Consider the following 26,533-nt stretch of genomic DNA (forward strand, 5'->3'; position numbering starts at 1 on the left):
ACCCTACGGGGCGGGACGAGGCTGCGGCGCCTCGGGCGGGCGGGATCCGCGGCGATGCCGCTGCAGGTCCCGCAGCGCCCGCGGGCGCTCCACGGCGATCATGATCCCGCCGAGCAGCCACAGCGGCAGCTGCACCGCCATGGCCACGCGGAAGGCCTGCAGGGAGTAGGTCTGCGGGGTCCCGGCCCCCTGCGCGTCCAACAGCAGGCCGACCCCCAGGACCGTGATCAGCGCGGCCGTGAACCCGCCCATGTTCACCAGTCCGGTGGCGACCCCGCGCTGGCGGGCCGGGGCGTGGGAGCGCACGACGTCGAAGGCGATCATGGACAGCGGGATGCCCATGGCCATCACGACGGCGACCAGCGCGGTCAGCGCGAAGGGCGCGGGCCCGGGCCAGGCCAGCAGCGCGATCCAGGACCCGGCCATCAGCCCGACCCCGCCCAGGGCCAGCTGCACCCGGTGCCCGGAGAAGCGGGAGATCACCGGGCCGAAGGCCAGCGCCCCGACCATCGAGGCGATCACGGCGATGTTCAGCACCGCGTGCGCGGCCGCATCGGAGTAGCCCAGGCCACCGGTCAGGAACGGGGTGCCCCACAGCAGCAGGAACGCGTCCGGGGAGAACATCGTGGCGAAGTGGATCCAGAAGGCCAGCCGGATGCCCGGGCGCCGGATCAGCGAGCGCACCGCGGGCAGCACCCCGGAGGAGCCGGGCCCCACCACCGGCAGGACCTCGGTGATGATCAGCGCCCCGGTGTCGGTGGGCACCGGCGCCGGGGTGGTCAGGATCTCCCGGCCGCGCCCGGTGATGCGCTCGGCGATGGTCGCGGCCCCCGGGCCCTCCCGCAGGAACAGCACCACCAGCACCAGGACCACCGCGCCGAGGGCGGCCAGCCCGGCGAAGCCGGCGAACCAGCCGAAGGCCCCCACGGCCAGGGCCAGGGGTGCCACGGCCAGCAGCTGCCCCACCTGCCCGGCCAGCCCCGTGATCTGGTTGACCACCGGCATCTGGCGCGGGGTGAACCACTCCGCGACCAGGCGCACCACCGAGGTGAAGATGCAGGCGTCACCGGCACCCAGCAGGATGCGGGCCAGCACCGCCACCGGGACGGCGTCGGCGGCGGCCAGCAGCAGCTGGGCCGCGGACATCACGAGCATCCCGGTGGCCACCACCCAGGAGACGCCGAAGCGGTCCAGGCACACCCCCACCGGGATCTGGCACACGGCGTAGACCACCAGCTGCAGGAACACGAAGGAGGACAGGGCGGTGGCCTCGGCCCCGAAGTGTTCCTGGGCCACCGGCCCCAGCGCGGAGAAGGAGCTGCGGTTGATCAGGGCGAGCAGGTAGGCGGCGACCCCGACGGCCCAGATGGCCCATTTGACGTGGAGGCGGCGGGTGAAGGACATGGGGCCCACCGTATCGCGGCGCCGCGGGGTCTCAGGCGGCCAGCTCCTGCATGCCCGCCACCAGAGCGTCCAGCCACCCGCCCACCGACTCCCGGGCCTGCGGGGAGTCCGGGTAGCGGCAGCGCAGGTGCGCCCCGTCCTCGCTGAGGATGAACCAGATCATCACCCCGTCCGTGCGGATCGCGGCGGAGACGTACTGGGCCTCCAGGCTCGCCGCGTTCTCCACCTGCACCGGCAGGCGGCGCAGGTCCAGCCAGGAGATCGCGAACATCCCCGGGGTCTCCGGCATCCCGCCCCACGGGGCCAGGATGGGCCGCAGCGGCCAGGAGCCCAGGCGCACCGCCTCCTTCACGGCCGCCGCACACGCCGCGGGTTCCGGATCCGGGGATTCCAGGACGGAGTTGGTGATGAACCAGCCGACCGAATCGTGCCAGGTCTCGTCGTAGCGGGAGTGCACGGGGAACACCGCGCGCAGCGGGATCCCCGCCAGCTCCCGGGTGATGCGGGTCATCACCGAGACGGTCTGCGCCAGGGAGGAGACTCCGGCCTCCCGGGCGTGGGCGGCATAGGCGGCCAGCCCCGCGACGTCGAGGATCTCCCGCACCTCCACCCGCTCCGGCTGGTGCCGGGGATCCCCCAGCGGCAGGGGGAAGCGCGGCATGGACTGGTTGGCGTGCCCCAGGATCTCGGCCCACCGCTGGGCGATCTCCGGCGGGGCGGGCGGCATCCGCTCCAGGGCCGCGGTGTGCTCCGGGAAGCCGAGCACGGCGGGTCGCGGCCCGGTCCGCGCCGCGTCGGACGCGGAGGCCTCCGCATCCCGCAGGGCCGCCAGGAAGTCCCGCAGGATCACCAGCATGGACCACATGTCCACGTGGGCGTGGTCCGCGGCGATGGCCACCGTGAGCCCGGCGGCGGTCTCCACCACGCACAGCCGGTGCGAGGGCCGGGCGTATGGGGTGCACGCGGCGTCGAAGACCTCCCCGAGGGCGGCGTTGACCTCCTGCCCGGGGGCGATCTCGTGCTCGCGCCAGGCGCCGGGACCCACCTCCACGGCGTGCAGATGGGGGCCCTCCCCCGGCTCGCCGGGCAGGAAGACGGTGCGCAGGGTCTGGTGTCGGGCGATGACCGCGAGCCAGGCGTCGCTGAGCCGCTCCCGCGGCACCGGGCCCGGCAGGGTGAAGGTCAGGGCCATCCAGGACCCGGGACGCTCCCCCGCCCCGACGTGGCGCTGCTGGTCGAAGGAGATCGGCAGCTGACGGCCCGGCGCGGAGACCGCGACGTCGTAGCCCATGAGGCGCCCGAAGGGCAGCCGCAGGCGGGTGATGTTGGTCAAGCGCATGGGGGTAACTTAACCAGAAGCATCGGGCGGGCGCGCGAGCGCATCCCGAACGGTGGACGGACGGACCGGGTGAGAGCGGGAGATGAGGCGCGATGGACGCTGACCAGGAACGACGCGGTGCCACGGTGATCACGGAGGGCGGGTTCCCCGTCCCCGGGGCGCGGCTGGCGTGGGAGCTCAGCGACGAGGGCGGGCACCCGGTGGTCCAGCTGCACGGCCTGACCTCCTCCCGCGCCCGGGACCGCACCCTCGGCCTGGATCTGGGTCGGGGCCTGAGCGGGACCCGGCTGCTGCGCTACGACGCCCGCGGGCACGGGCGATCCACCGGGCGCCCCATGCCCAGCGACTACCGCTGGCCCGTGCTGGCCGATGACCTGCTGCGGCTGCTGGAGGGGATCTTCCCCGGGGAGGCGGTGCACGGCGTCGGGCAGTCCATGGGTGCTGCGACCCTGCTGTACGCGGCGATCCGGGACCCCGAGCGCTTCACCGGCCTGACCCTGATGCTGCCGCCCACCGCGTGGGCCACCCGCGCCCGCAAGGCCGAGGAGTATCGGGCGGCCGGGGAGCTGGTGCGCCGCCACGGGGTCGAGGCCTTCGTGACCGCGGGGCTGGACGGGCCGCAGCCCCCGGCCAAGCCCGAGGCCCCCCGCACCGTCCCGGACGTGGACCCCGCGCTGCTGCCCTACGTCTTCGAGGGCGCCGGGACCTCCGATCTGCCGTCCCTGGCGGACATCGCCCAGGTGCACGTGCCCGTGACCGTGCTGGCCTGGGTGCGGGACCGGGCCCACCCGGTCTCCACGGCGCAGATTCTCGCCGAGACCCTCCCGACGGTGGACCTGAAGGTAGCCGCGACCCGTGAGGAGGTCAGCGCCTGGCCGGAGGTGCTGTGCGCCGACGTCGCCCGGAACGACGAGGCCGCTGTGTAGCCGACCTGCCGGGTGGGGGCCGGGCGCCCGGCGTCGTGCGGCGGCGTCGCTCTAGGGTGGGAGGATGAGCACCGAGTTCCGATCCCGCCGCCGGCCCTCCCCGATGGGCGGGGCCAAGCCCACCCGCGCGGACCTGGAGCGCTTCGCCACGGATGACCCGCACGCCCGCGATGACGTGCTGCCCTACGGGCCCTACGCGGGGCGGCGGATGCGGATGCTGATCGTCGGGGTGAACCCCAGTCTGTGGACCGCCGCCGTCAACGCGCCCTTCGCCCGGCCGGGCAACCGCTTCTGGCCCTCGCTGCACGAGGCCGGGGTGACCGAGTATCGCCTGGACACCTCGCGGGGACTGAGCGAGCAGGACGAGGAGTATCTGCTGCGCCGGGGGTTGGGCATGACCAACCTGGTGGGTCGGGCCAGCGTCCGTGCAGATGAGCTGAGCCGCGAGGAGCTGCGCGACGGTGCGGCCGAGCTGGTGCGGCTGGTGCGCGAGTACCGCCCGGAGCGGGTCGCGGTCGCCGGGATCACCGCCTTCCGCACGGCCTTCCGCCGCCCGAAGGCCGCCCTGGGCCGCCAGGACGTCGCCGAGATCGAGGACTGGCCGGAGGACGTGGCCCTGTGGGTGGTGCCCCAGCCCAGCGGCCTGAACGCCCACGAGACCGTGCACACCCTGGCCGAGAAGTGGCGGGCCGTCTGGGAGGCGGACCTGGCCTGACGGACGGAGTTCCCGCTGACAGGCGGCCCGCCGTACGGTATCTCAGCGGTGGACGCCGGGGTCCGGGGACTCCTCGAGCTGCTCGGCGATGGAACAGAAGACGTCATCGGCGAGATGGTCGTTGTGGAACCGGGCGAACATGCTCGGTCCCTTGCGCAGCAGCCCCATCGCCAGCCGCGCCGCTCCCCCGGCGAGCTCAGGAGCAGCCAGCACTGCGACCAGCTCGTCCGGGGTATCCGTGAAGATCTGCCGCACTGCTCCGACGGGTCCGTAGGAGACCTCCTGATGAACGCCGGGGTCCAGGACGGCGACGTCGGTGTCCGCAGCGACGTTGATGAATCCCTCGATCCGTGATCGGCCATTCCCGAGGGCCTCCCCGATCACCAGAGTCTCCACGTTGTTCACGCTGATCGCCGCCAGCCGCCGCCAGTCCGGACGGCGCCCCGTAGAGGGCAGAGCGGTCATCACCCAGAAGCGACCCTCTGTCACATGGGGCCAGGGCAGGCAGCGCCGAACGTAGCAGGCAAGCATCGCGACGACGTCGTCGAAAGCATCCTGCCGACGCAGCCGCTCATACCCCGAGCGAGCGCGGCGGCGACGCCCCGCGGACGCTGCGCGGTCCCCGATCACGCATGGCTCCGTCCGTCCATCCAGCCACTCGGCCTGCTCCTGCCGATCCACCAGCACGTCGAGGGCATCCGAGCGCAGAGGGAGGCTGACCAGATCGATGTTGCGCAGCGACACCCCCTGCGCGGCGAGTCGGGAGATCACGTCTCTCTCGATCTGGTTGAGCCGTTCCCGCTCTGCGGGCAGGAAGCTCACCGCGACGATCTCCCCCGGCCAGCGACGTCGGTGGGAGGCGAAACGCGACAGCAGATCCACGGTCTGTCCGACGTAGCGCTCTCCATCGGAGAACTCGAGGATGTAGATGCCCATCCTGGGTCTGTCCGGCTCCAGGATCGCAGCGAGTGCTGTTGCGTCGTCGAGGACCCACCGGGTGAAGCGGGATGACGGGCTCCTGGATTCCATGCCGCCCATTCTCGCCCATGTCAGCGGGGAGGCGTCGGGGCGGGGGCCCGGGTACCCGCGGGCAGCAGGCCGGGAGCCGCGCGCAGCAGCAGGAGCAGGAATGGCAGCTCCACCAGGGTCTGCACCACCACCGCGGGGGCGGCAGCGGACAGCTCGGCGGGCAGGGCCAGCACCAGGGGCAGCACCACCAGGGAGTTGCGGGCCACCCCGCTGAAGACCACCGCCCGCGCACCCGCGGCATCCAGGCGCAGCACCCGGCACGCCAGCGTTCCCAGCAGCGTCATCACCACGGCGAACAGCAGATACACCGGCACCAGCCCCAGCAGACGACCCAGCATCGGCAGCACCTGCCCGATCTGGGAGAGCACCGCCGCGGCCAGCACCAGGGCGGTGGTCGGCACCATCCCGGCCTCCACCACCTCGACCGCACGGGCCCCGGACCGGCGTCGGGCCGCCCACGTCTGAGCGGCGACGGCGGCCAGCAACGGCAGGAGGATCAGCACCGCGAAGGCCTCCGCGAAGGGCCCGGCCCGCACCGTTCCCGCGGCCTGCGGGCCGGCCAGGAGGGCGAGGGCCGGGGGCAGCAGGAGCATCTGGCCGGACAGCAGCAGCGGGGTCGCGGCCAGCAGTCGGGCCCGATCCCCGCCGGCCATCCCCGCGAAGACCAGCACCCAGTCCACGCACGGCGCCAGGAGCACGAACAGCACCCCGACGCGCAGCGCCGGATCCGGGACCAGCACGAGGGCCAGCAGCACCGCGAGGGCCGGGGCGATCACGGCTTTCACGAGGGCCAACCCCAGCAGGAATCGCCGGTCCCGCAGCCCAGCGCTCAGGCGCGCGACCGGCACGCCGAGGAAGGTCTGGAACAGCAGCAGACCGAGCAGGGGCGTCAGGGCCGCTTCCGCCGGACCCGCGGCGTCGGGCACTAAGACTCCAATGCCCGCCGCGAGCGCGACGGCCGCCAGGTACACCCACACCTGGTGCCGCTGCGCCCACTGCCCCGCCGTCATGACACCCATGGTGACACGCTCCGCGGCATGCAGGGGGATCGGTTGAGGTGCGGGGTTCTTGCTGAGGTGCGGGGTTCGTGCTGAGATGCGGCCCGCCGTGCGGCATCTCAACACAAACGCCGCATCTCAGCACAGCACCGACACCTCGACGGCGGGCGGCCCCGGTCAGCCCTCGGACAGGCCGGTGACGCGCAGGGTGATGTTGATGCGCCCGGTCTCCAGGCCGCAGTCGGCAGGTGCCGTGCCGGGGAAGATGCGCGGCACCCCGTGGAAGGCGAAGCGGGAGGGGCCACCGAAGACGAACAGGTCCCCGGAGGCCAGCCGCAGGTCCGTGTACGGGCGGGAGCGGGTCTCGGTGTTGCCGAAGCGGAACAGACAGGTGTCCCCGATGGATACGGAGACCACCGGGGCGGAGGAGCGCTCGTCCTTGTCCTGGTGCATGCCCATGCGCGCGGCGTCGTCGTAGTAGTTGACCAGGGCGGTGTCCGGCACATAGGCGCGGGCCGCGGCGTCGTCCCCGGTGACGGCTGCGATGCCCTGCTGGCCCATGCTCACCATCCAGTCCGGCACGGGCAGCACCCGCCGACCGTTCACGTCCACGGCCTCGCGGGTGTAGCCCTCGGGACGCCAGTGCCAGCCCAGGCACACGGTGCGCACGCTCATCTCGTGTCCGCGGATGCTGGCCGCGCGCGGCGGAACGGGGCCCGCGGCCCAGTCGCGGAATCGGGCGACCAGCCACCGCTGCTGAGCCGGGGTCAGCCACCCGGGGACGTGGTGGGCGCCCTCGGGCAGCTCGACGGCGGGGCGGGCCAGCGCGTCGTCGCCGAACAGGCCGGGGCTGGTCGAGTTCACGCGTCCGTGCCTTCGAGGGTGAGCAGGGTGCGTTTGGCCTCCAGTCCGCCGACGTAGCCGCCGAGTCCGCCGTCGCTGCGCACGACCCGGTGACACGGCACGATGACCGGCAGCGGGTTGGAGGCGCACGCTGTGCCGACGGCGCGCACAGCCTTCGGGTTGCCCGTCCTCTCAGCGAGCTGGCGATAGGTGCGGGTGACGCCGAAGGGGATGCGCTGAAGGCCCCGGCGCACCCGCTCGGCGAAGCCGGTGGAGAGGCTGCGGTCCAGGGGCAGGTGGAAGTCCCGGCGCCGCCCGGTGAAATACTCCCCGAGCTGAGTCGCAGCTGAGTCCAGATGGTCCCGGGCCTGCGGGGCGGTCTCGGCGGCGTCGGTGGCTCCCTCGAGGTGTCGAGTCAGCTGCTCCACCACGTCGTCGAATCCCTGCTGCTCGAAGGCGACCCGCACCAGCCCGCGGGGTGTGGCCGCCAGCAGCAGCAGACCGAGCGGAGTGTCCAGGGTGCGGTGGGCGAGCAGAGAATCAGCTTTCCACGGGCCCTCGTCGACCATCGAGATCCCGGAGCCTCCCGGGATCTCGCCGCCGCCAGACGGCAGAGGCCTCGGGGAGGATGCCAGGGTGCAACGGGCCGGTAGCTCGCAGCGATAGCGACGACTGGTCGGCCACCGTGGATCCGCCGCCGCAGCGGAGATGCGAAAACCGCGGCGACGGTAGAAGTCCACGGCGTCGTCATCCGTGTGGGCGACGAACTGTACGCCCCCGTGGGCTTCTCGCAGGCGACTGACCAGTCCTGAGCCGATGCCATCACCGGTCGCGTCCTGCGCTACAGCGAGGTATTCCAGCTCGATCTGCTGGGGCCGGATGCTGGCGGCGGCGAACCCCACGAGCTCATCCCGTCTGCGCGCGGCAAGGAGCTCCATCCCGGGAAGCTCTTCATCGCGGATTCGCTGAAGCTCGGCTTCCGGCAGCTCAGCCGCCCGGTGCAGGAGGGCGAGGAAATTCGGGGAGTGCAGGTCCCGCCAGGTCAGTGCGCCGAGGATGCATGGAGGGCCAGTCATGGATCTACGGTACGCCCCAGCGCATGGGTTTTTCAGAGCAAAGCGCGGCACTCGTCCTCATCAGCGCTTGCGCCGACGTCGGCCACCAGGGGCCGACGGGCATCGGCAGGAGCGGGAAGGAGTGGGCCGTCTCCTCGCCGGTGTGCCGGCACGGAGTCGTTCATCGGTACACCTCTCGGCGGTGCCCGACCTTGAGTACGAGGATCACGAGTTCTTCGTCGTAGATGTCATAGATGATGCGATAGTCACCCACGCGTATGCGGAACGCACCGCCTCCACCCTTCAGCTGGATGCACCCGAGAGGACGTGGGTCATCGGCCAAGGAGTCGATCGCCGCGAGCACCCGGCGAACCGCCGGCCGATCGAGCTTCCGGATCGATTTCGCCGCTGATGGTACGTAGTTGATCGCGTAGGCCATCGAAGAGATTCAGAGATCGAGCTCACGCAGGAGCTCCTCGTGGGAGATGCGCGCCGTCTCCTTTCGCGCCTGCGCTGCGGCACGGATGTCCGCCTGATCCTCCAGGGCCCGTATCGCGCGGTCATAGAACTCCGGGGAGACGACCACCGCGCGGCGCCCTGCCCCGCGGGAGGTGATCTCGACAGGCTCACGCTGAGCCGCGGCGATGTAGTCACTCTGCTGACTCCGGAACTGAGACAAGGTCACTGACGTCATAATCAGAATCGTACAACTTGTACATGTTGCACTCCAGGGGTCGGAAGGACGACGTCGTGCCCCTCCGCGAAGGTCGCTACCCCACCAGCCCGTGGTCCAGGAGGTAGTCGGCGGCGTCGAAGACGGTGTCCTCCACGGGGCGGGGCTGCCACCCGAGGAGGCGGGATGCCTTGGTCGCGTCGTAGGTCGGCTGCGGGCCGATCAGCGTGTTCATCACCGCCATGGTCGGGCTGAGGCGGGCGCCGAGCCGGATGACGACGTCGGGGATCGTCATCGTCCTGACCCTCCGGCCCTGCTCGCCGAGACTGTCCTTGAGTAGGCGGGCCATCCGCGGCATCGTGATCCGCCCGGGCTGGGCGAGGAACCGCTGCCCGTCGGCCTGCTCGTCGGCCATGGCCAAGAGGTGCAGGGCGGCGAGGTCGCGGACGTCGACGGCGTGGTAGGTGGCCTTGGGGCTGGGTGCCCCGCGCAGGATGCTGGTGAACAGCCGGTCCGTGCTCGATCCGCGCCCGCCCATGAACGGCCCGAGGATCGCCCCCGGCAGGATCGTGGTGAGGGTCGTCGTCGACTGCCGTGCGATGATCTGCCAGGCCGACTTCTCGGCGACGACCTTCGATCGCATGTACTGGGTGATGCGCCGGTCCTGCGGGTCGGTCCAGTAGGTCTCGTCGATGGTCCGCCCGAGGTCGGCGCGGCTGGGGTAGGCCGCCGCGGCCGAGGAGGTCATGACGACCTTGTCCACCCCGGCGGCGATCGCGGCGTCCAGGACGTGGCGGGTTCCGGCCTCGGCCATCGGCACGAGGCTCGGGTCCTGGTGATTCTCGCCGCTCAGCGGGGAGGCGGTGTGCAGGACGACGTCGGCCCCCTCGACGGCTTCGGCCCAGCCGGCGGCCGACCCGAGATCCGCGGTGGCGAAGGAGAGCTTCTCCGTGCTCATCCCTTCCTCGGCCAGCATCTTCACCACGGCCTGCCCCTTGGCCTCCTGCCGGACGGTCGCGCGGACGGTGTGGCCCTGGTCGAGCAGCAGGCGGATGGTCCATCCGGCGAGGAAGCCGGTGCCTCCGGTGACGACGACGACGCTCATGGTGCGGTTCTCCTGACGTTAGGGGGTTCTCAGCGCTCGGACGCCGGGGTCTGGAGGTGCCGGGCGAGCCAGGTCTCAGCCGCGGCGAGGTAGGCCTTGGCGACCGGGGTCCGGCCGAGGAAAGACTCGAAGGCGTGCGGGGCGCCGGGGACGACCTCGAGGACGGTCGGCACGCCCGCGTCGACCAGCCGCTCGGCGTAGCGGCGGTCCTCCTCGTAGAACAGCTCGATGTCCCCGACGCCGATCCAGGTGGGCGGCAGACCCGTCAAGTCCTCCCGGCGGGCGGGCACCGCGTAATCGGGCCCGGACTCCCCGCCGGGTTCCCGCCCGAGGTAGGCCGACCAGCCGACGGCGTTGGAGGTGTTGTTCCACAGGTAGTGCCGGATGGCGTCGAGGGAGCGGTCCGCGGCGGTGCGGTCATCGAGCATCGGGCAAAACAGCCACTGCGCCGCGGGCTGCTGGCCGCCGTCGTCGTGGATGCGCTGCACCAGCGCTGCGGCCAGTCCCCCGCCGGCGCTCTGCCCGGCGACGGCCAGACGGGTCGGGTCGACGTCGGACCGCGCTGCTTGGAGGCCGACTCACCGTCGTCGAAGTATTCGTCGTACACGTTCCACCCGCGACGCTTGGCGAGCTCACGAAGGCGCGGGAGCTGCCGGTCGATGCCCCTCGGATCGGCCTTGGACTGGCGGGCGTAGAGAGCGACAGACCGCGGTCCCTGATCGGCGTCGAGCTGAGAGATGAGCATCCACATGAGCGTACGTCAGATGGTGGTTCAAGGCCCGGGGGCTGAGCTTCGCCAGCTCACGACTCAGGTCGAGGAGCTCTCCCCTTGTCGTAGTGCCCTGTGGGAAGGCGGTCGGCGTAGCCAATGAGACTGGTCACGAGCATGAGGACCTGAACACAATTGCGCTTGCTGAACTGTCGCGGTGAGACCCCGTGAACGCTCGCATGACGCGAGTAGTAGTTGGGCACCCTGTCGCCGTTCTGCGCCCAGAACTGTTCGTGGGCGTTCCAGATCGGAAGCCACACGAATGCGTCACGTACGTTCATCTCGTCGATCGCGTCTGGGACCTCGGCTCCCTTCTTGCGATTGGTGATCGCTCGCCGGATCCTGACATCAGGGTGGAAGCGAGGGATGAGCGAGTCCAGCGTCACGGTGAAGAGCGCTTGGGCAGAACGGTGATGTCCGGCTCTCATCGCCCCGATTCCATCCAGGACGAAGGCCACCTCGGCGGTCACCGTCTCAGAGGTCACGCCTTCCAACACGGTGGCGCAGTCCTCGACGATCGTCCAGTAGCACTCGCCGAGGACGCGCCGACGTGCGGCGCGATCTTCGGCCCGGAGCAGTCGCAGTGCCGTTCGTCCCCGTGGGACGAGGTACAGGGCGATGCCTTCCTCCTCGAGGAAGGTTCTCACCTGACTGACGCTGATCTGGCCCGTGTAGTCACGCAGGTTCGGGGGTAGGAGGAAGCGGCTGAACCCACGCAGCAGATTGGAGTCCAGTGGTCCTAGCGAGATCCTCAGCCCGGTGAGGAGGGCACGCTGCTGCTCCTGAACGGCTTTGAATGTGGACGCGAACCCGGAGTTAGACCAGAGCCCCCCGTCGATGGTGAACCGAGGAAGCGATTCATAGATCGCCGCCATGTGGGCACGCCACGTGGCGTTGAACGGCTCCAAGATCCGAGACATTGAGGTGCCCAAGTCAAGCACCTGCCCCCGCATCGACTCGCGTAGTGACTCGAGAGTCCGAGCCAAGGGGCTGTTCGCGCCGGTCAACGACCCTGTGAAACCGGTCGGCAACCCGGTACCCAGACGCTCCGTGAGGCGTTCCCAGTCCAGCGGAGCAACGTCCTCAGGGGTCGGCTCGCTCGACGCGTCCTCGTCTACCGGTTCGTCGTCAGGTGTGTCGTCGGGCTCCGCACCACCCTCTCCACCGTCCGTCATGGTGTCCTCGCACCTCTTTGCGCCTGGTCCAGACGACGGTGGACCATCGAGATCATGGTCAGCACTTCGAGCAGCTCAGCCTCGCTGATCAAGCGGTTCAAGCGGGGGTCATGCGCTGTCGGATTCCGGTACAGCCCGTTGAGTTCCTTGATGAGGTTGGCGAGCCCAGTCTGCTCATCGCGCTCGGTCTGGGTCGTCAGCGAGTTGATCGCCAGCAACGGGACGCCTGACCTCCCTAGTGCCAGCGCCGTGTCCACGAGCGACGCACCGTCGCCTTGAGCCCCGGTGAGAGTCCGCAGGCGGTCGAAGACGCTCTTGGTCGCTTCGAGGCAGGCATGGAAGTGGTCCTTCTTGAGCACCTCGACCGAGCAGTACCGCAGGACGTCGGGGTGGGTGTTGCGCCGGCGCAGCTCATCGCGGATCGACGTGGCGACGCGTGACGCCTCATCGAGCGTCTGAGCCGTCGCCCCCTTGGCGACCTTCCCCGCGTCGTTGACACGCAACCCGACGAACGCCAGATGCTCATTGAGCCGGTCCTGGCGCAAAGTGAAGAGCTCAGGACGCTCCCGATAGCGCACCGGCTCCATAGCGTGGACGATGAAGGTGATGATGCGCTTCGGGCTCTGGTCGAGGTTCTGGCGGTCGACGAAGGCCACGGTCAGGCGGTTCCTCTTGGACGCCAACGGGGTCGGGTCCGCCATCCTCAACCGGGCCGAGCAGGGCACCGATCTCGGTACCCGTGAGGCCGGTCGTGGTGTCACCGAGCACGCCAGCAACGGCTTCGAGAGCGGCGTACGACCAGGGAGGCAACGGCGAGGCAGTCATGGCAAGCCGTCAGGGGGTCTCGATGACTTGCTCAGCTGTCACCGCCGCTGAGAATGGCAGCCCCCGCATGAACTGGTCCATATAGACCCAGTCCGGCTCACCGGACGTTGTTGCTGGAAGCCGAATTTCCGTCTCCTTCATATGGGCAATGCTCCACTTTCGTCCATAGGAGTAACGGAACCTTTCCAGCATGACAACTGCGCACACGAACAACCCTTCAGTCGTGGATAGCGACCCCTTCTTAGCCGACCAGACACGGACGTCATCTGTCGCGAAGTATGGCGACGGCTGGTAGAAAGCGGTACCAACGGATCCGTTACGTGCCACCGAGATCGTGCCACCCGGGAAGTTGGGCTGAAGGTCAAGGTAACGAGAAATCCCATTGTTCTTCGCGGATGACGTCACTTGGGGTGTTGATCCCGACACCTTCTGCGCTGTAGGGACGTACTTACCGGCCGCGATATCGAAGATGTCTCGAACTCTATACACGCGCCACGCGTCGGTGCCACCGAGTGCTACCTCAGGACCTGCGGGACGTGCTAGGCCGTCGTGTGTCGGAATCTGCGTAGTCGCGACCCAATCAGGCACCCGGTCCGGTACGATGATCGACCCTAAAGTCCGGTTCGCTTCTCGCCCGAAGGCGCTGTATCGAAAGGCATTCGCCCGGATACACATGGCGTAATAGAGCCGGTGATTCAATGACATGGTGGGATCTCGTGGTGCCAGCACCGCGACGTTCTGCGCCGTGTAGAACGGCAGTTGCTGAACATACGAGGACAGCAGGCGGGAGCCACCGAGCGCCACCGTGATTAGGCCCGCGGGATACGGATCGATGCCGGAGACCCGTTCCACGTAGCCAGCCACACCAGAGCGGCCGTTCAAGCCACCGATACGGCCGACAAAAGCGACACCCTTCAAGCGATGTGTGCTCACCATCTTGTTCATGTCAAGCTTGTTGCCGTAGGCAACAGCGAACAAGTCGTTGAGCGTAGTCACTCCTCGCCTCCCTCTCCGCTACTAGAAGTCAAAGAGAACACCGCGTAATCGAGGAGTACCCGCTCGAAGTCTGCCCTACCCAAGGTGGAGTAGTCGGTCTCCATGTAGGCCTCAGCAACCCATTCATCATCGCTGGTGACCTTGTGCATGACGGCCTCGCCCGCCTTCACCTCACGGTTGCGGAACATCTCGACCCAGTGGTCACGTGTCTGCGGCCACGTGTGGTCACGATCAACTCGCCCCAAGTTCTTGACCTTCACGAACGTGTCGTCGCGCCAGTAACCGAACCAGGTCTTCCTGTCTGACTTGGCATGGGGAACACCCGCGGTGAAGACCATGATGCAGGTGATGACGCCGACCGGGTAGAAGACCTCCGGCGGCATTGACATGACCGCCTCGAGCGTGTGCTTCTTGAGCAGGTTGTTCTTGTGAGCACTCGGTGCGGTCGCGCAGGAGACAGGGACGATGGCGATGCCGGTGCCTCCCTGCTGGAGGCTGTCGAGCATCTGCTCGACGAATCGGAGCTCGTGCAGGTCCTCCTTGGACTTGGCGTACGGCGGGTTGATCATCCCGATGTTCGCCCGGTGCTTCTTGGCCTCCTTAGCGATGGCTGTGTCGAAGCAGGATCCTTGGTAGAGATTCGCCTTCCCATCACCACGGAGGATCATGTTCGACGCCCCGAGCGCGTACATGCTGGGGTTCTGCTCGACACCGATCAGCCGATGCTTCTTGATGTCCTCGACCTGACCGGCAGTCACGGCCGTCTTGATCATCTGGGACATGGCGGATACCAGGAATCCACCGGTGCCCGCGCAGATGTCCAAGACCTTGTCGTCCTTGGAGACGTTGGCGATCAGGCTGAACAGCTCTGTCACGTGGCGAGGAGTGAGGACAATCCCCAGCCCCTTTCCGTCGCCACCGGTGTACTTCAGGAACTCGCCGTAGAACGCGCCCACGACGTCGAAGTCGTGGTACACGGTCAGGAACGGCATGACTTTCTCAGCAAGCATCTTGACGATCTCGTGCAGCAGGCCCTTGGGATATCCCTTGGTCGGCTTGCGCAGCTCCGGGTGCACCTGGATACCGGTGAACGGCTGGGTCATGTTCTCGAGCTTCGCGACCGGCAACTGCGCCTCGTCGATGACCCGCTTGATCGAACGGATCCAGAACTCGGGCAGCTCGGTCGCGAGGTAGAAGCCATAGGTCTGCGCGAAGATCGGGTCCTTGAGTGCGATCAGCGTCCCGGCGACTGCCAGCGGCTTCTCCTTCTCCTCCAGCTCCGCCTCATCGCGCATGAACTCGTGCATCTCCATCGAGAACGCGATGAGGTCGTGCTCACGCTGTCGCTGAACCTGGGGATCGAAGGATGCCGCAGCGATGAGATCGTCGAGCCCGACCATCGAGGTGATCGGGGCTCCTGTTGGCGAGACGAGGGGCTTCTCCTCGGTAGAGCCCTTCGGGGTCACGAAGAACGACCACTCGTTAGCCCGCGCCGTACCGGAGACGGCGATGGAGATCACCGTGTAGGAGGGCGCGAGGAACCGTGCGTAGTGAAGAACCCCATCGACCGCATAGTCCCTGGGCACGTCGCGATTGGGCGACTCGTGGTGCCTGACGTCCGCCTTGCACTCGACGAGGACGACCATGTCCGGGGTATCGGGTGAGGTGATGATGAACTCGGGATAACCGGCAGCCTTGCCCTTCCCGGACTTCGAGGCCTTGGAAAGACCCTTCCGGATCTCCTGCACGACCGACTGCTGCTTCTCGACGATGATGGCGTCGGGGTCGGCGTAGTAGTCCAGGGCCCGCAGGCACTCGTCAACGAGATCTTCGGTGATCCGCTCATTAGCCATGACGCGCTACTTCTTGGTCGCGGTAGACGTTGGTGCAAACCTGAACTCCACCACGTCCCCATCCGCCATCACGTAGTCCTTCCCCTCCATGCGGACCTTGCCGGCGGCCTTGGCTTCGGCCATGGAGCCCAGCTGGTCCAGGTCGGAGAAGGAGACGATCTCGGCCTTGATGAAGCCGCGTTCGAAGTCGGAGTGGATGACGCCGGCGGCCTGCGGGGCGGTGTCCCCCTGGCGGATGGTCCAGGCGCGGGCCTCCTTGGGGCCTGCGGTCAGGTAGGTCTGCAGCCCGAGGGTGGAGAAGCCGACGCGGGCCAGCTTATCCAGGCCGGATTCCTCCTGCCCGGACATCTCCAGCATCTCGCGGGCCTCCTCCTCGTCCAGCTCCACCATGTCCGCCTCGAGCTTGGCGTCCAGGAACACGGCCTCGGCCGGGGCCACCAGCTCGCGCAGCTGCGCCTGCCGCTCCTCGGAGGCCAGCACGGCGTCGTCGGCGTTGAACACGTAGATGAAGGGCTTGGCGGTCAGCAGGTTCAGCTCCCGCAGCTGGGCGGTGTCCAGCTTGGCGGAGGCCGCCCCCCGGAAGATGGTCTCCCCGGCCTCCAGCACCTTCTGAGCGGTCTGGTACGCCTCGAGCTGGGCGGGGACGCCCTTCTTGATCTTGACCTGCTTCTCCAGGCGCGGGATCGCGTTCTCCAGGGTCTGCAGGTCCGCGAGGATCAGCTCGGTGTTGATGGTCTCCATGTCGCTGGCCGGGTCGATCTTCCCGTCCACGTGCACCACGTCCGGGTCCTCGAAGGCGCGCACCACCTGGGCGATCGCATCGGCCTCGCGGATGTTCGCCAGGAACTGGTTGCCCAGCCCCTCCCCCTCGGAGGCGCCCTTGACGATCCCGGCGATGTCCACGAAGGACACGGTGGCCGGCAGGATCCGCTCCGAGTGGAAGATCTCCGCCAGACGCCCCAGCCGCTCATCCGGCAGGTTCACCACGCCCACGTTCGGCTCGATCGTCGCGAACGGGTAGTTCGCGGCGAGCACGGTGTTGCGGGTCAGTGCGTTGAAGAGGGTCGACTTGCCGACGTTGGGCAGTCCCACGATTCCGATAGTCAGTGCCACGTCAGCCCACTCTACCGGCTCGCCCGGCCCCGCACCGCCGCCCCTCCCGGCGCGTGCCGGCCGGCCCCGGACGACGACGCCGCGCCGTCACAGCTCGAAGAGCGGAACATCCTGGAAACCCGCGGGATGGTCTGCGGCGCGCTCCGCCGCGCCCCGTCTCCCCGCACTCCGGTCCTGCGAGCGCCCCCGCCGCGAGGCCGAGCCCGCCCTACCCGACCCGTCCGCGGCGTCGGCATCGGCATCCGGGGTGCGCAGCAGCCGACCCAGCTGCTCCACCCGCCCGCCGGCGTTCTCGACGTCGTTCACAGCCCGGGCGATCAGCTCCAGGGAGATCTCCGGCATCGGCTCCAGCCCGTGCACCACCCGCTCGTGCAGCTGACTCGGGGTGTACGGCAGGCCCAGGCGCCGAGCCACCAGCCACGTCACGGACTCGGCCTCGGTCTCCGCGCCGGCGTCACTGACCCACTCCCGGCGCGCACCGGCCGCCCGGCCCGACGACACCCTGGCGCCGGTCTGAGCGTCATCCTCCGCGGGGTGGCGCACGTGCCCCAGGCACACCACCGCGAGGCCCTTGACCAGGGTCAGGAAGGTCGCGGTGGGATCCGGGCCGGGCACCAGCCGCGCCTCCCACCACACGGTGCTGCCCGGCCTGGCCGCGACCTCGCCCTGACCGGGCGGACCGAACTCGGCGTGTGGCAGCGGGACCATGCGCACCGACGGGGCGGAGGCCTGCTCGGCGAGGTCCGGGGTCACGTTCAGCGCCCCCAGGCGCAGCAGGAACCGGCGCAGCCCCTCCCGCGTCACGGCGCCCTCCCCCGGGAAGGGACGGTGGAAGCTCTCCGGCGGGGTGGGACCCTCGGTGTCCGTGACGTCGTAGAGAAACTCCACCGGGCCGAAGGGCTGCAACGTGATCAGCCGCTGCGCCCCGGGACGGATGCGCCGCCCGACCCTCCGCCACCGCTCCTGGGTGGCCACCCGGCGGGCCTCCGGACGCTGCACCTGCACCAGCCACGCGTTGTACCCGCCGATCCGCGGCATCCCGGCCACGGCCTCCTCGAAGCGGCGCAGCTGGGCGCCGGTGCGCGGGGCGCGGGCGGCATCCAGCTGATCGGTCTGAAAGAGATCGCCCTGCTGCTCCCGCGCTGTCATGGCACCATCCTACGGAAGCGCTTCCCGCGCACAGTCGCCGGGGCCGCACGCACCTCCGGGGCCGACGAGGCCGCCCAGCAGGCCGACGTCGCCGCCCCGGGCCCGCCGGAGCTCACTCCACCCGGGAGGTCACCGACGTCGGGTGCTCCACGGTGCGCGAGACCGTGCAGTCCTTGTCATGGGACAGCGCCACCAGCCGCGGCACCATGCGCTCGGCCTGCCGACCGGGCCCGTCGTCCGGGAAGCGCACCCGGAAGCTCAGCTCCACATCGTTCAATCGGGCTCCGCCGGTCTCGTCCGTGCCCTTGATCGCCGAGGCCTCCACCGCGAAGCTCTCCGGTTCGGTGCGCCGGGAGGTCACCACGTCCACGTCCACCGCGGAGCAGCCGGCGGTCGCGGCCAGCAGCAGCTCCACCGGGGAGAGCAGGCCCTCCCCCTGCCCGAAGTCCAGGGTGGCACCGGCGGCGTTGACCGCGCGGTAGCGCTTCTGCCCGATCCGCTCGATGGTCACCGACCGGTAGCCGGGGTCCTCGGTGCGGGCTGCACTGGCGGCGTCCTCCGAGGAGGGAGCGGTGGAGGCGGCGACGTCGGCCGCGGCGTCGGGCTGGGCGGGCTGGGGCTGCGTGTTCTCACTCATGCCCGGCACAACCGGGAGGCTGCGGCAGGGTATTCCCCTGACGGATGTCACGGGCAGGTCATGACACCGGCGATCCGCCCCGACCCCGCCCCGGCGGGAGGCTGGAGGCATGACAGACAACGCCATCCGGGCTCGCAGCCTGGCCAAGACCTTCCCCGCCCGCCGCGGCGCCGGACCCGTGCACGCCGTGCGCGGGGTGGACCTCGACGTCTCCCCGGGGGAGGTGATCGGACTCCTCGGACCCAACGGCGCCGGCAAATCCACGCTGATCGACATGATCCTGGGGCTGACCACCCCCACCGGCGGTGAGCTGCGGGTCTTCGGCGCCTCGCCGCGGGCCGCCGTGCGCGCCGGACGGGTCGGGGCCATGCTGCAGTCCGGCGGACTCCTGCCGGACCTGCGCGTGAAGGACACGGTGCGCATGATCGCCGCGACCCACCCCCACCCGCTGCCGGTGGACCGGGTGCTCGCCGAGGCGGACCTGACCGGGATCGCCGATCGGCGCGTGGGCTCCTGCTCCGGCGGGCAGCAGCAGCGGCTGCGCTTCGCCCTGGCGGTGCTGGCGGACCCGGACCTGCTGATCCTGGATGAGCCGACCGCCGGCATGGACGCCGCCGCCCGGCACGACTTCTGGCGCGCCATGCACGCCCAGGCCGAGCGGGGCCGCACCATCCTGTTCGCAACCCACTACATCGAGGAGGCCCAGGACTTCGCCGATCGCATCGTCATGATCGGCGCCGGGCGCATCCTCGCGGACGGACCCACCGACGTCGTGCGCCGCCAGGTGGCCGGCGCCGCCGTCTCCGCGGTGCTGCCTCCGGGCCTGGACCCGTACAGCCTGCCCGGGGTGCTGGCCGTGGACCGGGACGGGGCGCGCACCCGCCTGTCCACCGCGGATTCCGACGCGCTGGCCCGCCACCTGCTCACCGCGACCGACGCCCGGGAGCTGACCATCGCCCCCGCCTCCCTGGAGGAGGCCTTCCTCGCTCTGACGGACGCCGAGCATCCGTCGGATCCCCACGACGCCGCCACCCCCGGAAAGGCCTGAGCCATGTCCCTGACCACCTACACCCTGCTGGACCTGCGCCGCGTGCTCACGGATCGCGCCGGCCTGTTCTTCTCCGTGGCCCTGCCCGTGCTGTTCTACCTGATCTTCGGCGCCGTCCAGGACTACTCGGACACCCCGATCGGTGACGGCAACACCGCCGCCTACGTGATGATCGGCATGGCCGTGTACGGCGGCGTCACCGCGGCGGCCGGCAGCGCCGGGTCCACCGTCGTCGAGCAGTCCACCGGCTGGGGCCGCCAGCTGGCCCTGACCCCGCTGAGCACCGGGAGCTTCCTGTTCTCCAAGACCATGGTGATTCTGGTGCGCTCCGTGCTGCCGGTGCTGGCCGTGAACCTCGCCGGACTGTTCACCCCGGCGCAGATGCCCGCGGGGCAGTGGATCGGCGCCGCCGCGCTGTCCGTGCTGGTCTCGCTGCCCTTCGGGTTCTACGGGATCCTCTTCGGTCAGCTGTTCCGCACCGAATCGGCCGTGTCCATCTCCTCCACCGCCCTGGTGATCTTCAGCTTCCTCGGCAACGTCTTCTCCCCGCTGCCGCAGTCCCTGCTGGAGGTCGGGCGGTTCACGCCGCTGTACGGTCCGGCCGCGCTGGCCCGGTATCCGCTGGCCGACGGCATCCAGGGCATCAGCGACGCCCCCTACTCCGTCACGGACCCGCTGTGGTATGCCATCATCAACACCGTGGCCTGGGCCGTGATCTTCGCGGCGGTCTGCGCCGGGCTGCTGACGAGGGAGAGAGGACGCGGATGAGCCCGACGACGCCGCGCACCCCCTCCGCGTCCGGCACGTCCGCCGGCTCCCTCGCAGGCTCTCCCGCCCGGGACCGCGGCCGCGGGGTGCGCGGCGGCCTGGCCTGGGGGAACATGCTGCAGGCCGGCATCTGGCTGATCTTCCTGGCCTACCCCGCCAACCTCATCCTGCGCGAGGATCTGACCGGCGGCGAGCGCCTCCTGGCCGTCGCGACCCTGGTCCTGTTCGCGCTCGCCTACCTGCTGGGCTTCGGGCGCATCCCGCTGACCGTGGACGAGGGAGCCGAGAGGGCCGCGTGGCGGATGCTGGTGGCGTGGTGGGCGCTGCTCATCGGGTGCGGCCTGGTGCTGGCCGCGGTGCTGGGCGGACAGGCCCTGGCCGGACTCACCCCGTACTACGTCGCCACCGTCATGTTCACGACGACGCCGCGGCTGGGCCTGCCCCTGTCCGCGGTCATCGTGCTGGGGGCCACCGGGGCGGCCGCGCTCAGCGCCGGCCCCCAGGGGGTGCTCTACCTCAGCGGGGCCCTGTACATCGGCTCGGGCATGGTGATCGTGTCATCGCTGATGGAGCATCGGGAGCGCGGCCGACGCCGGACCGCCGAGGCCCTGCAGGCCGCCCGCGAGCGCGAGCAGGTGGCCCGCGACGTCCACGATCTGCTGGGGCACTCCCTGACGGTGATCAATCTGAAGGCGGAGGTGGCTTCGCGGCTTCTGGCTTCCGATCCGGAGGCGGCGCGGGCCGAGCTGGAGCAGATCTCCCGGACCTCCCGCACGGCCCTGGCCGAGGTCCGCTCCACCGTGACCCGGCTGCGTCAGCCGGATTTCGCCGGTCAGATCCGGGCCGCGGCCCGCGCCCTGGAGACCGCCGGGGTGCGCGCCGAGCTGCCGGACCCGCAGGCCGCGCAGGACGCGGCGGGGACGGATGCGACGGTGTTCTCCTGGGCGCTGCGCGAGGCCGTGACCAACGTGGTGCGCCACGCCCGGGCGGGCACCTGCCGGGTCACGGTAACCCGGGGGCTGCTGGAGGTCGCCGACGACGGCGTCGGCTGGTCCGGACGCTGCGGCGACGGTCTGCAGGGACTGTCCCGGCGCATCGCGGAGGCCGCCGGCGGCCGGCTGGAGATCCTCGCGGCGGAGCCGGAGACCGGCACGGTGGTGCGGGTGCACACGACGTCGCGGGCCGCAGCAAACGCCGACAGGCCCGCGGGCCGGACCACGGGAAGGGAGAGCAGATGAGCATCCGCGTGCTGATCGCCGATGACCAGGACCTCGTGCGCGGGGCGCTGGCCGCGCTGCTGGGCATGGAGCCGGATCTGGAGGTCGTGGCGCAGGTGGGCCGCGGCGACGAGGTCGCGGCCGCGGCCCGGGAGTCCGGGGCCCAGGTGGCGCTGCTGGACATCGAGATGCCCGGGGCCACCGGCATCGAGGCGTGTGCGGCCCTGGGTCGGGAGGTGCCCGGATGCGTTCCGGTCATCGTGACCACCTTCGGGCGTCCCGGGTACCTGAAGCGGGCCCTGGCGGCCGGGGCCCGCGGCTTCGTCGTGAAGGACACCCCGCCGGATCGTCTGGCCGAGGCGGTGCGCCGGGTGCACGCCGGGCTGCGGGTGATCGACCCGACCCTGGCCGAGGAGTCCCTGTTCACCCCGGAGAATCCGCTGACCGAGCGGGAGGCGGAGGTCTGCCGGGCCGCGGAGGACGGCGCCCGGCTGCGCGAGGTGGCCGCCCGGGTGCACCTGAGCCCGGGGACGGTGCGCAACCACCTGTCCGCGGTGATCGGCAAGACCGGGACGGACACCCGCTACGAGGCCGTGCGCCAGGCCCGGGACAACGGCTGGCTCTGAGCCGATCCCGACGAGCCGCACCGGGGCTGCGACGCCGGGCCGCGATCCTTGGGCCCGATCTGGCGCTCCGATCCCGACCTTCCGGGTCTGCGGGCTCGGTGCTCCGGTCTTCCGGGGCGGGCGGGGCTCGGCGGGCCCAGCGTTCGATCTGTCAGTCGGGGCTGGCACAGTGGAGGCCATGGACCCTCTCTCGCTCATCGTCGTCGCCATGCTGGCCCTGCTCCTGGGGATCGCGCTCGGGTATCTCCTGGCCGGCCGGTCCCGATCCTCGGATGCCGGGCTCGCGGAGCAGAACTCCCGGCTGCGCGCGGAGCTGGCCGGCGCCGCGTCCACCGCGGATCAGCTGCGCGAGCGCGTGGACGCCCTGGAGGCCCGCTCCGCACGGGATCAGGACGTGCTGCAGGCCCTGGCCCCGGTGCGCACCCAGCTGGCCACGGTGGAGCAGCAGGTGCGGCTGATGGAGCGGGAGCGGGCGGACCAGTTCGGCGCGGTGCGCGAGGCCCTGGAGGGGGCCCGGCGGGGGCAGGAGGAGCTGCGCGAGACCACCCACGGGCTGTCATCGGCGCTGCGCTCCACCAGTGCCCGCGGCTCCTGGGGCGAGGTGCAGCTGCGCCGGGTCGTGGAGGCCGCGGGGATGACCTCACACGTGGATTTCGCCGAGCAGGTCCACGGCCGGGGTGCTGACCGGGACGGCGCGGACCGCGCGGTGCGCCCGGACATGGTGGTCGCCCTGCCCGGGGGCAAGGAGATCGTGCTGGACGCCAAGGCGCCGCTGAGCTCGTACCTGGAATCCCAGGAGGCCCAGGAGGAGTCCGAGAAGGCCGCCTGGGAGGCCAAGCACGCCAAGGCCGTGCGGGCCCACGTGGACGCCCTGGCGCAGAAGCGGTACTGGGAATCCCGCCAGGTCAGCCCGGAGATCGTGCTGTGCTTCCTGCCGGTGGAGTCCGCGCTCTCGGCGGCGCTGCGAGCGGACGGCACCCTGTTGGATCACGCCGCGGCCCGCGGCATCGCCCTGGTCTCCCCCGTCTCCCTGCTGGCGGCGCTGAAGGCCGTGGCCCTGTCCTGGCGGCAGGAGAGCGTCTCCGAGAATGCCCGCGAGCTGCTGGCCCTGTCCCGCCAGCTCTACGACAGGCTCTCCACCGTGGGCGGGCACCTGCAGGACATGGGGCGGGCCCTGACCCGTTCCGTGGAGTCCTACAACAAGATGCTCGGCTCCCTGGAATCCCGGGTGCTGGTCACCGCCCGGCGCATCAGCGACCTGGACCCGGCGGCCACCGCGGATCCGCGCCTGGAGGTGCCCGGGGTGCAGGCCGCGGCCAAGCCGATCACGGCCCCGGAGCTGCTCCGGGAGCAGTCGCCGACCACGCCCCCGCGGTGAGCGCCCCGGCCGTCGCCTCGTCGGGGTCTCAGCGTCTGGTCACAGCACCTCGGCGTTGCCCCGGCGGGCGGCGAGCACCACGTGCGCGATGATCAGCAGGACGGCGGCCCCCAGCCCCACGCCCAGGCTCGTCAGGCCCCAGCTCGGCTGGTTCTGCGTCAGCGCGGAGACCAGGTGCCGGGCCACAACCCCGCCGGCGCCCTCGGCTCCGGCCACGGCCTCCTGCATCCGCTGGTGCAGCAGCAGGAACGCCCCCCAGGTGGCAAGCCCGGAGGCCGCGCACACCGCGCCCAGGGTCAGGGCCCACCAGCGTCCGGCCAGCACCGCCGCGGCCAGAGCGGCCACCGCCGCCAGGGTGATGAGCACCGGCAGGCGCCCGGTCCACTCCTGGCCGACCCGGATGAAGGCCGCTCCGGGCGCCTCCTGGGCGCCGTCGGGAACCTGCTCCACCGCCACGAGGTGGTCGCCGTCCTCCAGGCCCAGGTCCACCCCGATCGCCGAGCGGACCCGCTCGTCCACGGCCCGGTACAGCGGGGAGGCGTCCACCACCAGGGTCTTCCGGTCCGAGCCGTCGAAGTCGGCCTGGTGGGTCTGGCGCGCCGTCTGCTCCCAGACGCTGCGGAACTCCTCCGAGTCCGCGGCCTTCTGGGCGGCGTCGTGCATGATGCCCTCGGCCTTGTCGTGGAACCAGTTGCTCAGCCCGCTGAACAGGTGCCCCTGGGAGTTCCCGTCCCCGAGGTACTGGGTGACGACCTCGGAGGACATCACATCCTGCACGGAGGCGTCCACCAGCTGATCCCGGAACTGCTGATCCGAGGAGAGCGAGCTCGTGGTGGCCACGAAGCGGTCCTCGTTCTGCAGGTCCTGCTGGAACCAGCACAGGGCCACGCTGAGGGCGGCGAGCGCGACGGCGACCAGCCCGAGCAGCACGGCCAGGACGCCGCGGATCGCGGAGGAGAGGGAGTGGGACATGGGCACCAGCGTAGCCGCTGCCGCCGGTGGGCGAGCCTGGGGACTGCCCCGGCCCGGGCCCCGTCCGTCCACAGCGGGAGCGGCCGAGGCGGCGCACAGGGGCCCGGCGAGTCCCGATCTGTCAGTCGCACCTGGTAGGGATGGACCCATGACCTCCACCTCCGATCCCTCCGCGGCCGCCGGGCACCAGAGCGCGGCCGCGCCGCGCCGCGCCGGTGCGGACCCCGCCGGGGCCCAGGGGTCCGCCCCTCCGCCGGCCCGCGCCAGCCAGACCACCCCGGAGAACCCCTGGCCCCTGCACGTGCTGTCCCGGAAGATGCACGAGTACATCGCCCGGTGCGCTCCCACCTGGGTCGAGGGGCAGATCATCGAGCTGAACCGCCGCGCCCGGGTCACCTACCTGACCCTGCGGGATCTCAGCGAGGAGGTCTCGGTGCCGGTGACGCTGTTCGCCCAGGAGACCGCCCGCCTGGGTGCGGATCTGGAGCGCGGCATGCGGGTGGTGGTGCGGGTCAGCCCGGACTTCTGGCAGAAGACCGGGCGGCTGTCCATGATCGGCTCCGGCATCCGCCAGGTGGGCCTGGGAGACATGCTCGAGCGCATCGAGCGGCTGCGCCGCAAGCTCGACGCCGAGGGCCTGTTCCGTCCCGAACGCAAGCGCCGCCTGCCCGTGCTGCCCCACCGGGTCGGGCTGATCACCGGGCGGGATTCGGATGCGGAGAAGGACGTCATCCGCAACGCCCGGCTGCGCTGGCCGGCCGTGGAGTTCGCCGTCCGGGAGGTCGCCGTCCAGGGGGTGCACGCGGTGCGCCAGGTCGGGGCGGCCCTGGCCGAGCTGGACGCGGACCCGGAGGTGGACGTCATCGTCATCGCCCGCGGCGGCGGCGCCCTGGAGGACCTGCTGCCCTTCAGCGAGGAGGAGCTGATCCGGGCGGTGGCCGCGGCCGGAACCCCCGTGGTCTCGGCCATCGGGCACGAGGCGGACCAGCCGCTGCTGGATCACGTGGCCGATGTGCGGGCCTCGACGCCCACGGACGCCGGCAAGCGGGTGGTCCCGGACGTGGAGGAGGAGCATCTGCGCATCGGGCAGGCCCGGTCCGGGATCCGCCGGGCCGTGGAGCTGTTCCTGGATCGGGAGTCCGCCGGCCTGGCGCAGTTCCGCTCCCGGCCCGTGCTCTCCCGCCCGGAGACCATGCTCCTGGCGCGCGAGGAGGAGACCGACGCCGCCCGGTCCCGGTCCCAGCGGGCCGTGGAGATCGCGGTGGATCGGCACCGGGAGCGCATCGAGGCCCTCCGTTCGCGCGTCGTGGCCCTGTCCCCGCAGCGCACCCTGGACCGCGGCTACGCCGTGGTCCAGACCGAGGGTGGCGCGGTGATCCGCGACGCCGACACCCTGGCCGCCGGGGCCGAGGTGCGGGTGCGCGTGGCCGCCGGCGCCTTCGACGCCGCGGTCACCGCGGTGCACCCCGCAGGCGCCGAACCCCCAGCGCCCGAGGAACCGGTCCCCGAGAAGCCAGCGCCCGGCGAGCCAGCCGCCGACGCCGGAGGCGCCGTCGAAGACCGAGAGACCCCGGAGCCTCCCGAGGCGGCGGATCCCGCCGCGGACCAGAACCCATCACCCGAATCAGCATCCGAGAACGAGGAGCACCGATCATGACCGACCAGCAACAGCAGCAGGACGCCGAGGGCTTCGCCCCCGTGGAGCGGCTGAGCTACGAACAGGCCCGCGAGGAGCTGATGGGCATCGTCTCCCGGCTGGAGTCCGGGGCATCGAGCCTGGAGGAGTCCCTGCGCCTGTGGGAGCGCGGGGAGGCCCTGGCCCAGCGCTGCGAGCAGTGGCTGGACGGGGCCCGCGAGCGCCTGGACGCCGCCAAGGCCCGCCGGGCCGACGCCGCCCGGGACTGAAGCCCCGCACGCGCC

At 70.8% G+C, this 26,533-nt stretch carries 26 protein-coding genes and 3 pseudogenes; 9 read left to right on the forward strand and 20 right to left on the reverse strand.

Annotated features, from left to right (window positions below; genetic code table 11):
• Nucleotides 1-3 precede the first annotated feature (3 nt).
• Nucleotides 4-1,404: an MFS transporter gene (locus tag AC0VXQ_RS07475; RefSeq protein ID WP_081046257.1), complete on the reverse strand. Its 1,401-nt coding sequence runs from the start codon at nucleotides 1,402-1,404 to the stop codon at nucleotides 4-6.
• A 31-nt stretch (nucleotides 1,405-1,435) separates the two neighbouring features.
• Nucleotides 1,436-2,743, reverse strand: coding sequence for a condensation domain-containing protein (locus tag AC0VXQ_RS07480; RefSeq protein ID WP_196825846.1), 1,308 nt, complete (start codon nucleotides 2,741-2,743; stop codon nucleotides 1,436-1,438).
• A gap of 92 nt (nucleotides 2,744-2,835) precedes the next feature.
• Here AC0VXQ_RS07480 and AC0VXQ_RS07485 point away from each other — a divergent pair, with 92 nt between their 5' ends.
• Entirely contained in the window at nucleotides 2,836-3,669 is an 834-nt protein-coding gene (locus AC0VXQ_RS07485; protein ID WP_058731342.1) for an alpha/beta fold hydrolase, read from the forward strand.
• Nucleotides 3,670-3,733: 64 nt separating this feature from the next.
• Nucleotides 3,734-4,384, forward strand: coding sequence for a mismatch-specific DNA-glycosylase (locus tag AC0VXQ_RS07490; protein ID WP_058731343.1), 651 nt, complete (start codon nucleotides 3,734-3,736; stop codon nucleotides 4,382-4,384).
• A 42-nt stretch (nucleotides 4,385-4,426) separates the two neighbouring features.
• On the opposite strand, the gene AC0VXQ_RS07495 is transcribed toward AC0VXQ_RS07490, so the two are convergent.
• The 17 genes and pseudogenes from AC0VXQ_RS07495 to AC0VXQ_RS07575 all read right to left on the reverse strand — a co-directional run bounded on the left by AC0VXQ_RS07495 (nucleotide 4,427) and on the right by AC0VXQ_RS07575 (nucleotide 18,604).
• On the reverse strand, nucleotides 4,427-5,413 hold the full coding sequence (locus tag AC0VXQ_RS07495) for a GIY-YIG nuclease family protein (RefSeq protein WP_133143338.1): 987 nt from the start codon (nucleotides 5,411-5,413) through the stop codon (nucleotides 4,427-4,429).
• Between the two features lie 20 nt (nucleotides 5,414-5,433).
• On the reverse strand, nucleotides 5,434-6,432 hold the full coding sequence (locus tag AC0VXQ_RS07500) for a bile acid:sodium symporter (protein ID WP_058731345.1): 999 nt from the start codon (nucleotides 6,430-6,432) through the stop codon (nucleotides 5,434-5,436).
• 156 nt (nucleotides 6,433-6,588) lie between these two features.
• On the reverse strand, nucleotides 6,589-7,254 hold the full coding sequence (locus AC0VXQ_RS07505) for an alpha-ketoglutarate-dependent dioxygenase AlkB family protein (protein WP_058731360.1): 666 nt from the start codon (nucleotides 7,252-7,254) through the stop codon (nucleotides 6,589-6,591).
• Nucleotides 7,255-7,271: 17 nt separating this feature from the next.
• On the reverse strand, nucleotides 7,272-7,823 hold the full coding sequence (locus AC0VXQ_RS07510; protein WP_166637381.1) for a methylated-DNA--[protein]-cysteine S-methyltransferase: 552 nt from the start codon (nucleotides 7,821-7,823) through the stop codon (nucleotides 7,272-7,274).
• Between the two features lie 150 nt (nucleotides 7,824-7,973).
• Nucleotides 7,974-8,330 (reverse strand): annotated as a pseudogene (locus tag AC0VXQ_RS07515) (GNAT family N-acetyltransferase); the annotation flags it as partial.
• Between the two features lie 160 nt (nucleotides 8,331-8,490).
• Entirely contained in the window at nucleotides 8,491-8,748 is a 258-nt protein-coding gene (locus AC0VXQ_RS07520) for a type II toxin-antitoxin system RelE family toxin (protein ID WP_058731347.1), read from the reverse strand.
• A gap of 9 nt (nucleotides 8,749-8,757) precedes the next feature.
• On the reverse strand, nucleotides 8,758-9,003 hold the full coding sequence (locus AC0VXQ_RS07525) for a type II toxin-antitoxin system Phd/YefM family antitoxin (protein WP_061225772.1): 246 nt from the start codon (nucleotides 9,001-9,003) through the stop codon (nucleotides 8,758-8,760).
• A 76-nt stretch (nucleotides 9,004-9,079) separates the two neighbouring features.
• Entirely contained in the window at nucleotides 9,080-10,087 is a 1,008-nt protein-coding gene (locus AC0VXQ_RS07530; protein ID WP_061225773.1) for an NAD-dependent epimerase/dehydratase family protein, read from the reverse strand.
• Nucleotides 10,088-10,116: 29 nt separating this feature from the next.
• A pseudogene (locus tag AC0VXQ_RS07535) lies at nucleotides 10,117-10,641 on the reverse strand (alpha/beta hydrolase fold domain-containing protein); the annotation flags it as partial.
• 17 nt (nucleotides 10,642-10,658) lie between these two features.
• Nucleotides 10,659-10,838 (reverse strand): annotated as a pseudogene (locus tag AC0VXQ_RS07540) (recombinase family protein); the annotation flags it as partial.
• Nucleotides 10,839-10,888: 50 nt separating this feature from the next.
• Nucleotides 10,889-12,031 (reverse strand): hypothetical protein, encoded by a 1,143-nt coding sequence (locus tag AC0VXQ_RS07545; RefSeq protein WP_081101665.1) that lies wholly within the window; start codon nucleotides 12,029-12,031, stop codon nucleotides 10,889-10,891.
• Nucleotides 12,028-12,687, reverse strand: a complete 660-nt coding sequence (locus AC0VXQ_RS07550; RefSeq protein ID WP_475528193.1) for a TIGR02391 family protein — start codon at nucleotides 12,685-12,687, stop codon at nucleotides 12,028-12,030. The genes AC0VXQ_RS07545 and AC0VXQ_RS07550 overlap by 4 nt, the downstream gene beginning before the upstream one ends.
• Before the next feature lie 178 nt (nucleotides 12,688-12,865).
• Nucleotides 12,866-13,852, reverse strand: coding sequence for a restriction endonuclease subunit S (locus AC0VXQ_RS07555; RefSeq protein WP_099049761.1), 987 nt, complete (start codon nucleotides 13,850-13,852; stop codon nucleotides 12,866-12,868).
• On the reverse strand, nucleotides 13,849-15,705 hold the full coding sequence (locus tag AC0VXQ_RS07560; protein WP_061225776.1) for an HsdM family class I SAM-dependent methyltransferase: 1,857 nt from the start codon (nucleotides 15,703-15,705) through the stop codon (nucleotides 13,849-13,851). The genes AC0VXQ_RS07555 and AC0VXQ_RS07560 overlap by 4 nt, the downstream gene beginning before the upstream one ends.
• A 6-nt stretch (nucleotides 15,706-15,711) precedes the next feature.
• Nucleotides 15,712-16,818 carry a redox-regulated ATPase YchF gene (ychF, locus tag AC0VXQ_RS07565; protein ID WP_475528196.1) on the reverse strand — a complete coding sequence of 369 codons (1,107 nt, stop codon included), beginning with the start codon at nucleotides 16,816-16,818 and terminating at the stop codon, nucleotides 15,712-15,714.
• A gap of 87 nt (nucleotides 16,819-16,905) precedes the next feature.
• Nucleotides 16,906-17,967 carry a hypothetical protein gene (locus AC0VXQ_RS07570; RefSeq protein ID WP_100463127.1) on the reverse strand — a complete coding sequence of 354 codons (1,062 nt, stop codon included), beginning with the start codon at nucleotides 17,965-17,967 and terminating at the stop codon, nucleotides 16,906-16,908.
• A 112-nt stretch (nucleotides 17,968-18,079) separates the two neighbouring features.
• The gene (locus tag AC0VXQ_RS07575; RefSeq protein WP_224799853.1) at nucleotides 18,080-18,604 is read right to left on the reverse strand and encodes an OsmC family protein; all 525 of its coding nucleotides are present in this window, start codon (nucleotides 18,602-18,604) and stop codon (nucleotides 18,080-18,082) included.
• 109 nt (nucleotides 18,605-18,713) lie between these two features.
• Here AC0VXQ_RS07575 and AC0VXQ_RS07580 point away from each other — a divergent pair, with 109 nt between their 5' ends.
• The 5 genes from AC0VXQ_RS07580 to AC0VXQ_RS07600 all read left to right on the forward strand — a co-directional run bounded on the left by AC0VXQ_RS07580 (nucleotide 18,714) and on the right by AC0VXQ_RS07600 (nucleotide 23,641).
• Nucleotides 18,714-19,652, forward strand: coding sequence for an ABC transporter ATP-binding protein (locus AC0VXQ_RS07580; RefSeq protein WP_224799852.1), 939 nt, complete (start codon nucleotides 18,714-18,716; stop codon nucleotides 19,650-19,652).
• Nucleotides 19,653-19,655: 3 nt separating this feature from the next.
• A complete protein-coding gene (locus AC0VXQ_RS07585) occupies nucleotides 19,656-20,420 on the forward strand; it encodes an ABC transporter permease (RefSeq protein WP_224799851.1) in 765 nt (254 codons plus the stop codon).
• The gene (locus AC0VXQ_RS07590) at nucleotides 20,417-21,658 is read left to right on the forward strand and encodes a sensor histidine kinase (RefSeq protein WP_224799850.1); all 1,242 of its coding nucleotides are present in this window, start codon (nucleotides 20,417-20,419) and stop codon (nucleotides 21,656-21,658) included. Before AC0VXQ_RS07585 ends, AC0VXQ_RS07590 begins: the two co-directional genes overlap by 4 nt.
• A complete protein-coding gene (locus AC0VXQ_RS07595; protein ID WP_224799849.1) occupies nucleotides 21,655-22,263 on the forward strand; it encodes a response regulator transcription factor in 609 nt (202 codons plus the stop codon). Before AC0VXQ_RS07590 ends, AC0VXQ_RS07595 begins: the two co-directional genes overlap by 4 nt.
• A gap of 178 nt (nucleotides 22,264-22,441) precedes the next feature.
• The gene (locus AC0VXQ_RS07600) at nucleotides 22,442-23,641 is read left to right on the forward strand and encodes a DNA recombination protein RmuC (protein ID WP_224799848.1); all 1,200 of its coding nucleotides are present in this window, start codon (nucleotides 22,442-22,444) and stop codon (nucleotides 23,639-23,641) included.
• 39 nt (nucleotides 23,642-23,680) lie between these two features.
• Here the strand turns inward: AC0VXQ_RS07600 and AC0VXQ_RS07605 are convergent, their stop codons facing one another.
• Entirely contained in the window at nucleotides 23,681-24,613 is a 933-nt protein-coding gene (locus tag AC0VXQ_RS07605; RefSeq protein WP_058730843.1) for a hypothetical protein, read from the reverse strand.
• 148 nt (nucleotides 24,614-24,761) lie between these two features.
• On the opposite strand from AC0VXQ_RS07605, the gene xseA reads away from it, so the two are divergent.
• Together xseA and AC0VXQ_RS07615 are read left to right on the forward strand one after the other, a co-directional pair.
• The gene (xseA, locus tag AC0VXQ_RS07610) at nucleotides 24,762-26,270 is read left to right on the forward strand and encodes an exodeoxyribonuclease VII large subunit (RefSeq protein ID WP_224799847.1); all 1,509 of its coding nucleotides are present in this window, start codon (nucleotides 24,762-24,764) and stop codon (nucleotides 26,268-26,270) included.
• Entirely contained in the window at nucleotides 26,267-26,518 is a 252-nt protein-coding gene (locus AC0VXQ_RS07615; RefSeq protein ID WP_055684515.1) for an exodeoxyribonuclease VII small subunit, read from the forward strand. Before xseA ends, AC0VXQ_RS07615 begins: the two co-directional genes overlap by 4 nt.
• Nucleotides 26,519-26,533 lie beyond the last annotated feature (15 nt).

This window comes from Rothia sp. QJM3NY_36 (assembly GCF_056173115.1).

Excerpts from the sequence above, each read along its gene's own strand:
- AC0VXQ_RS07545 (WP_081101665.1), bottom strand. The coding sequence starts at position 12,031 with ATGACGGACGGTGGAGAGGGTGGTGCGGAGCCCGACGACACACCTGAC.
- AC0VXQ_RS07585 (WP_224799851.1), top strand. The coding sequence starts at position 19,656 with ATGTCCCTGACCACCTACACCCTGCTGGACCTGCGCCGCGTGCTCACG.
- AC0VXQ_RS07570 (WP_100463127.1), bottom strand. The coding sequence starts at position 17,967 with ATGACAGCGCGGGAGCAGCAGGGCGATCTCTTTCAGACCGATCAGCTG.
- AC0VXQ_RS07480 (WP_196825846.1), bottom strand. The coding sequence starts at position 2,743 with ATGCGCTTGACCAACATCACCCGCCTGCGGCTGCCCTTCGGGCGCCTC.
- AC0VXQ_RS07605 (WP_058730843.1), bottom strand. The coding sequence starts at position 24,613 with ATGTCCCACTCCCTCTCCTCCGCGATCCGCGGCGTCCTGGCCGTGCTG.
- AC0VXQ_RS07510 (WP_166637381.1), bottom strand. The coding sequence starts at position 7,823 with ATGGTCGACGAGGGCCCGTGGAAAGCTGATTCTCTGCTCGCCCACCGC.
- AC0VXQ_RS07475 (WP_081046257.1), bottom strand. The coding sequence starts at position 1,404 with ATGTCCTTCACCCGCCGCCTCCACGTCAAATGGGCCATCTGGGCCGTC.
- AC0VXQ_RS07600 (WP_224799848.1), top strand. The coding sequence starts at position 22,442 with ATGGACCCTCTCTCGCTCATCGTCGTCGCCATGCTGGCCCTGCTCCTG.
- AC0VXQ_RS07560 (WP_061225776.1), bottom strand. The coding sequence starts at position 15,705 with ATGGCTAATGAGCGGATCACCGAAGATCTCGTTGACGAGTGCCTGCGG.
- AC0VXQ_RS07595 (WP_224799849.1), top strand. The coding sequence starts at position 21,655 with ATGAGCATCCGCGTGCTGATCGCCGATGACCAGGACCTCGTGCGCGGG.
- AC0VXQ_RS07590 (WP_224799850.1), top strand. The coding sequence starts at position 20,417 with ATGAGCCCGACGACGCCGCGCACCCCCTCCGCGTCCGGCACGTCCGCC.
- AC0VXQ_RS07580 (WP_224799852.1), top strand. The coding sequence starts at position 18,714 with ATGACAGACAACGCCATCCGGGCTCGCAGCCTGGCCAAGACCTTCCCC.
- AC0VXQ_RS07485 (WP_058731342.1), top strand. The coding sequence starts at position 2,836 with ATGGACGCTGACCAGGAACGACGCGGTGCCACGGTGATCACGGAGGGC.
- xseA (WP_224799847.1), top strand. The coding sequence starts at position 24,762 with ATGACCTCCACCTCCGATCCCTCCGCGGCCGCCGGGCACCAGAGCGCG.
- AC0VXQ_RS07575 (WP_224799853.1), bottom strand. The coding sequence starts at position 18,604 with ATGAGTGAGAACACGCAGCCCCAGCCCGCCCAGCCCGACGCCGCGGCC.
- AC0VXQ_RS07520 (WP_058731347.1), bottom strand. The coding sequence starts at position 8,748 with ATGGCCTACGCGATCAACTACGTACCATCAGCGGCGAAATCGATCCGG.
- AC0VXQ_RS07495 (WP_133143338.1), bottom strand. The coding sequence starts at position 5,413 with ATGGAATCCAGGAGCCCGTCATCCCGCTTCACCCGGTGGGTCCTCGAC.
- AC0VXQ_RS07490 (WP_058731343.1), top strand. The coding sequence starts at position 3,734 with ATGAGCACCGAGTTCCGATCCCGCCGCCGGCCCTCCCCGATGGGCGGG.
- AC0VXQ_RS07615 (WP_055684515.1), top strand. The coding sequence starts at position 26,267 with ATGACCGACCAGCAACAGCAGCAGGACGCCGAGGGCTTCGCCCCCGTG.
- AC0VXQ_RS07500 (WP_058731345.1), bottom strand. The coding sequence starts at position 6,432 with ATGGGTGTCATGACGGCGGGGCAGTGGGCGCAGCGGCACCAGGTGTGG.
- AC0VXQ_RS07530 (WP_061225773.1), bottom strand. The coding sequence starts at position 10,087 with ATGAGCGTCGTCGTCGTCACCGGAGGCACCGGCTTCCTCGCCGGATGG.
- AC0VXQ_RS07525 (WP_061225772.1), bottom strand. The coding sequence starts at position 9,003 with ATGACGTCAGTGACCTTGTCTCAGTTCCGGAGTCAGCAGAGTGACTAC.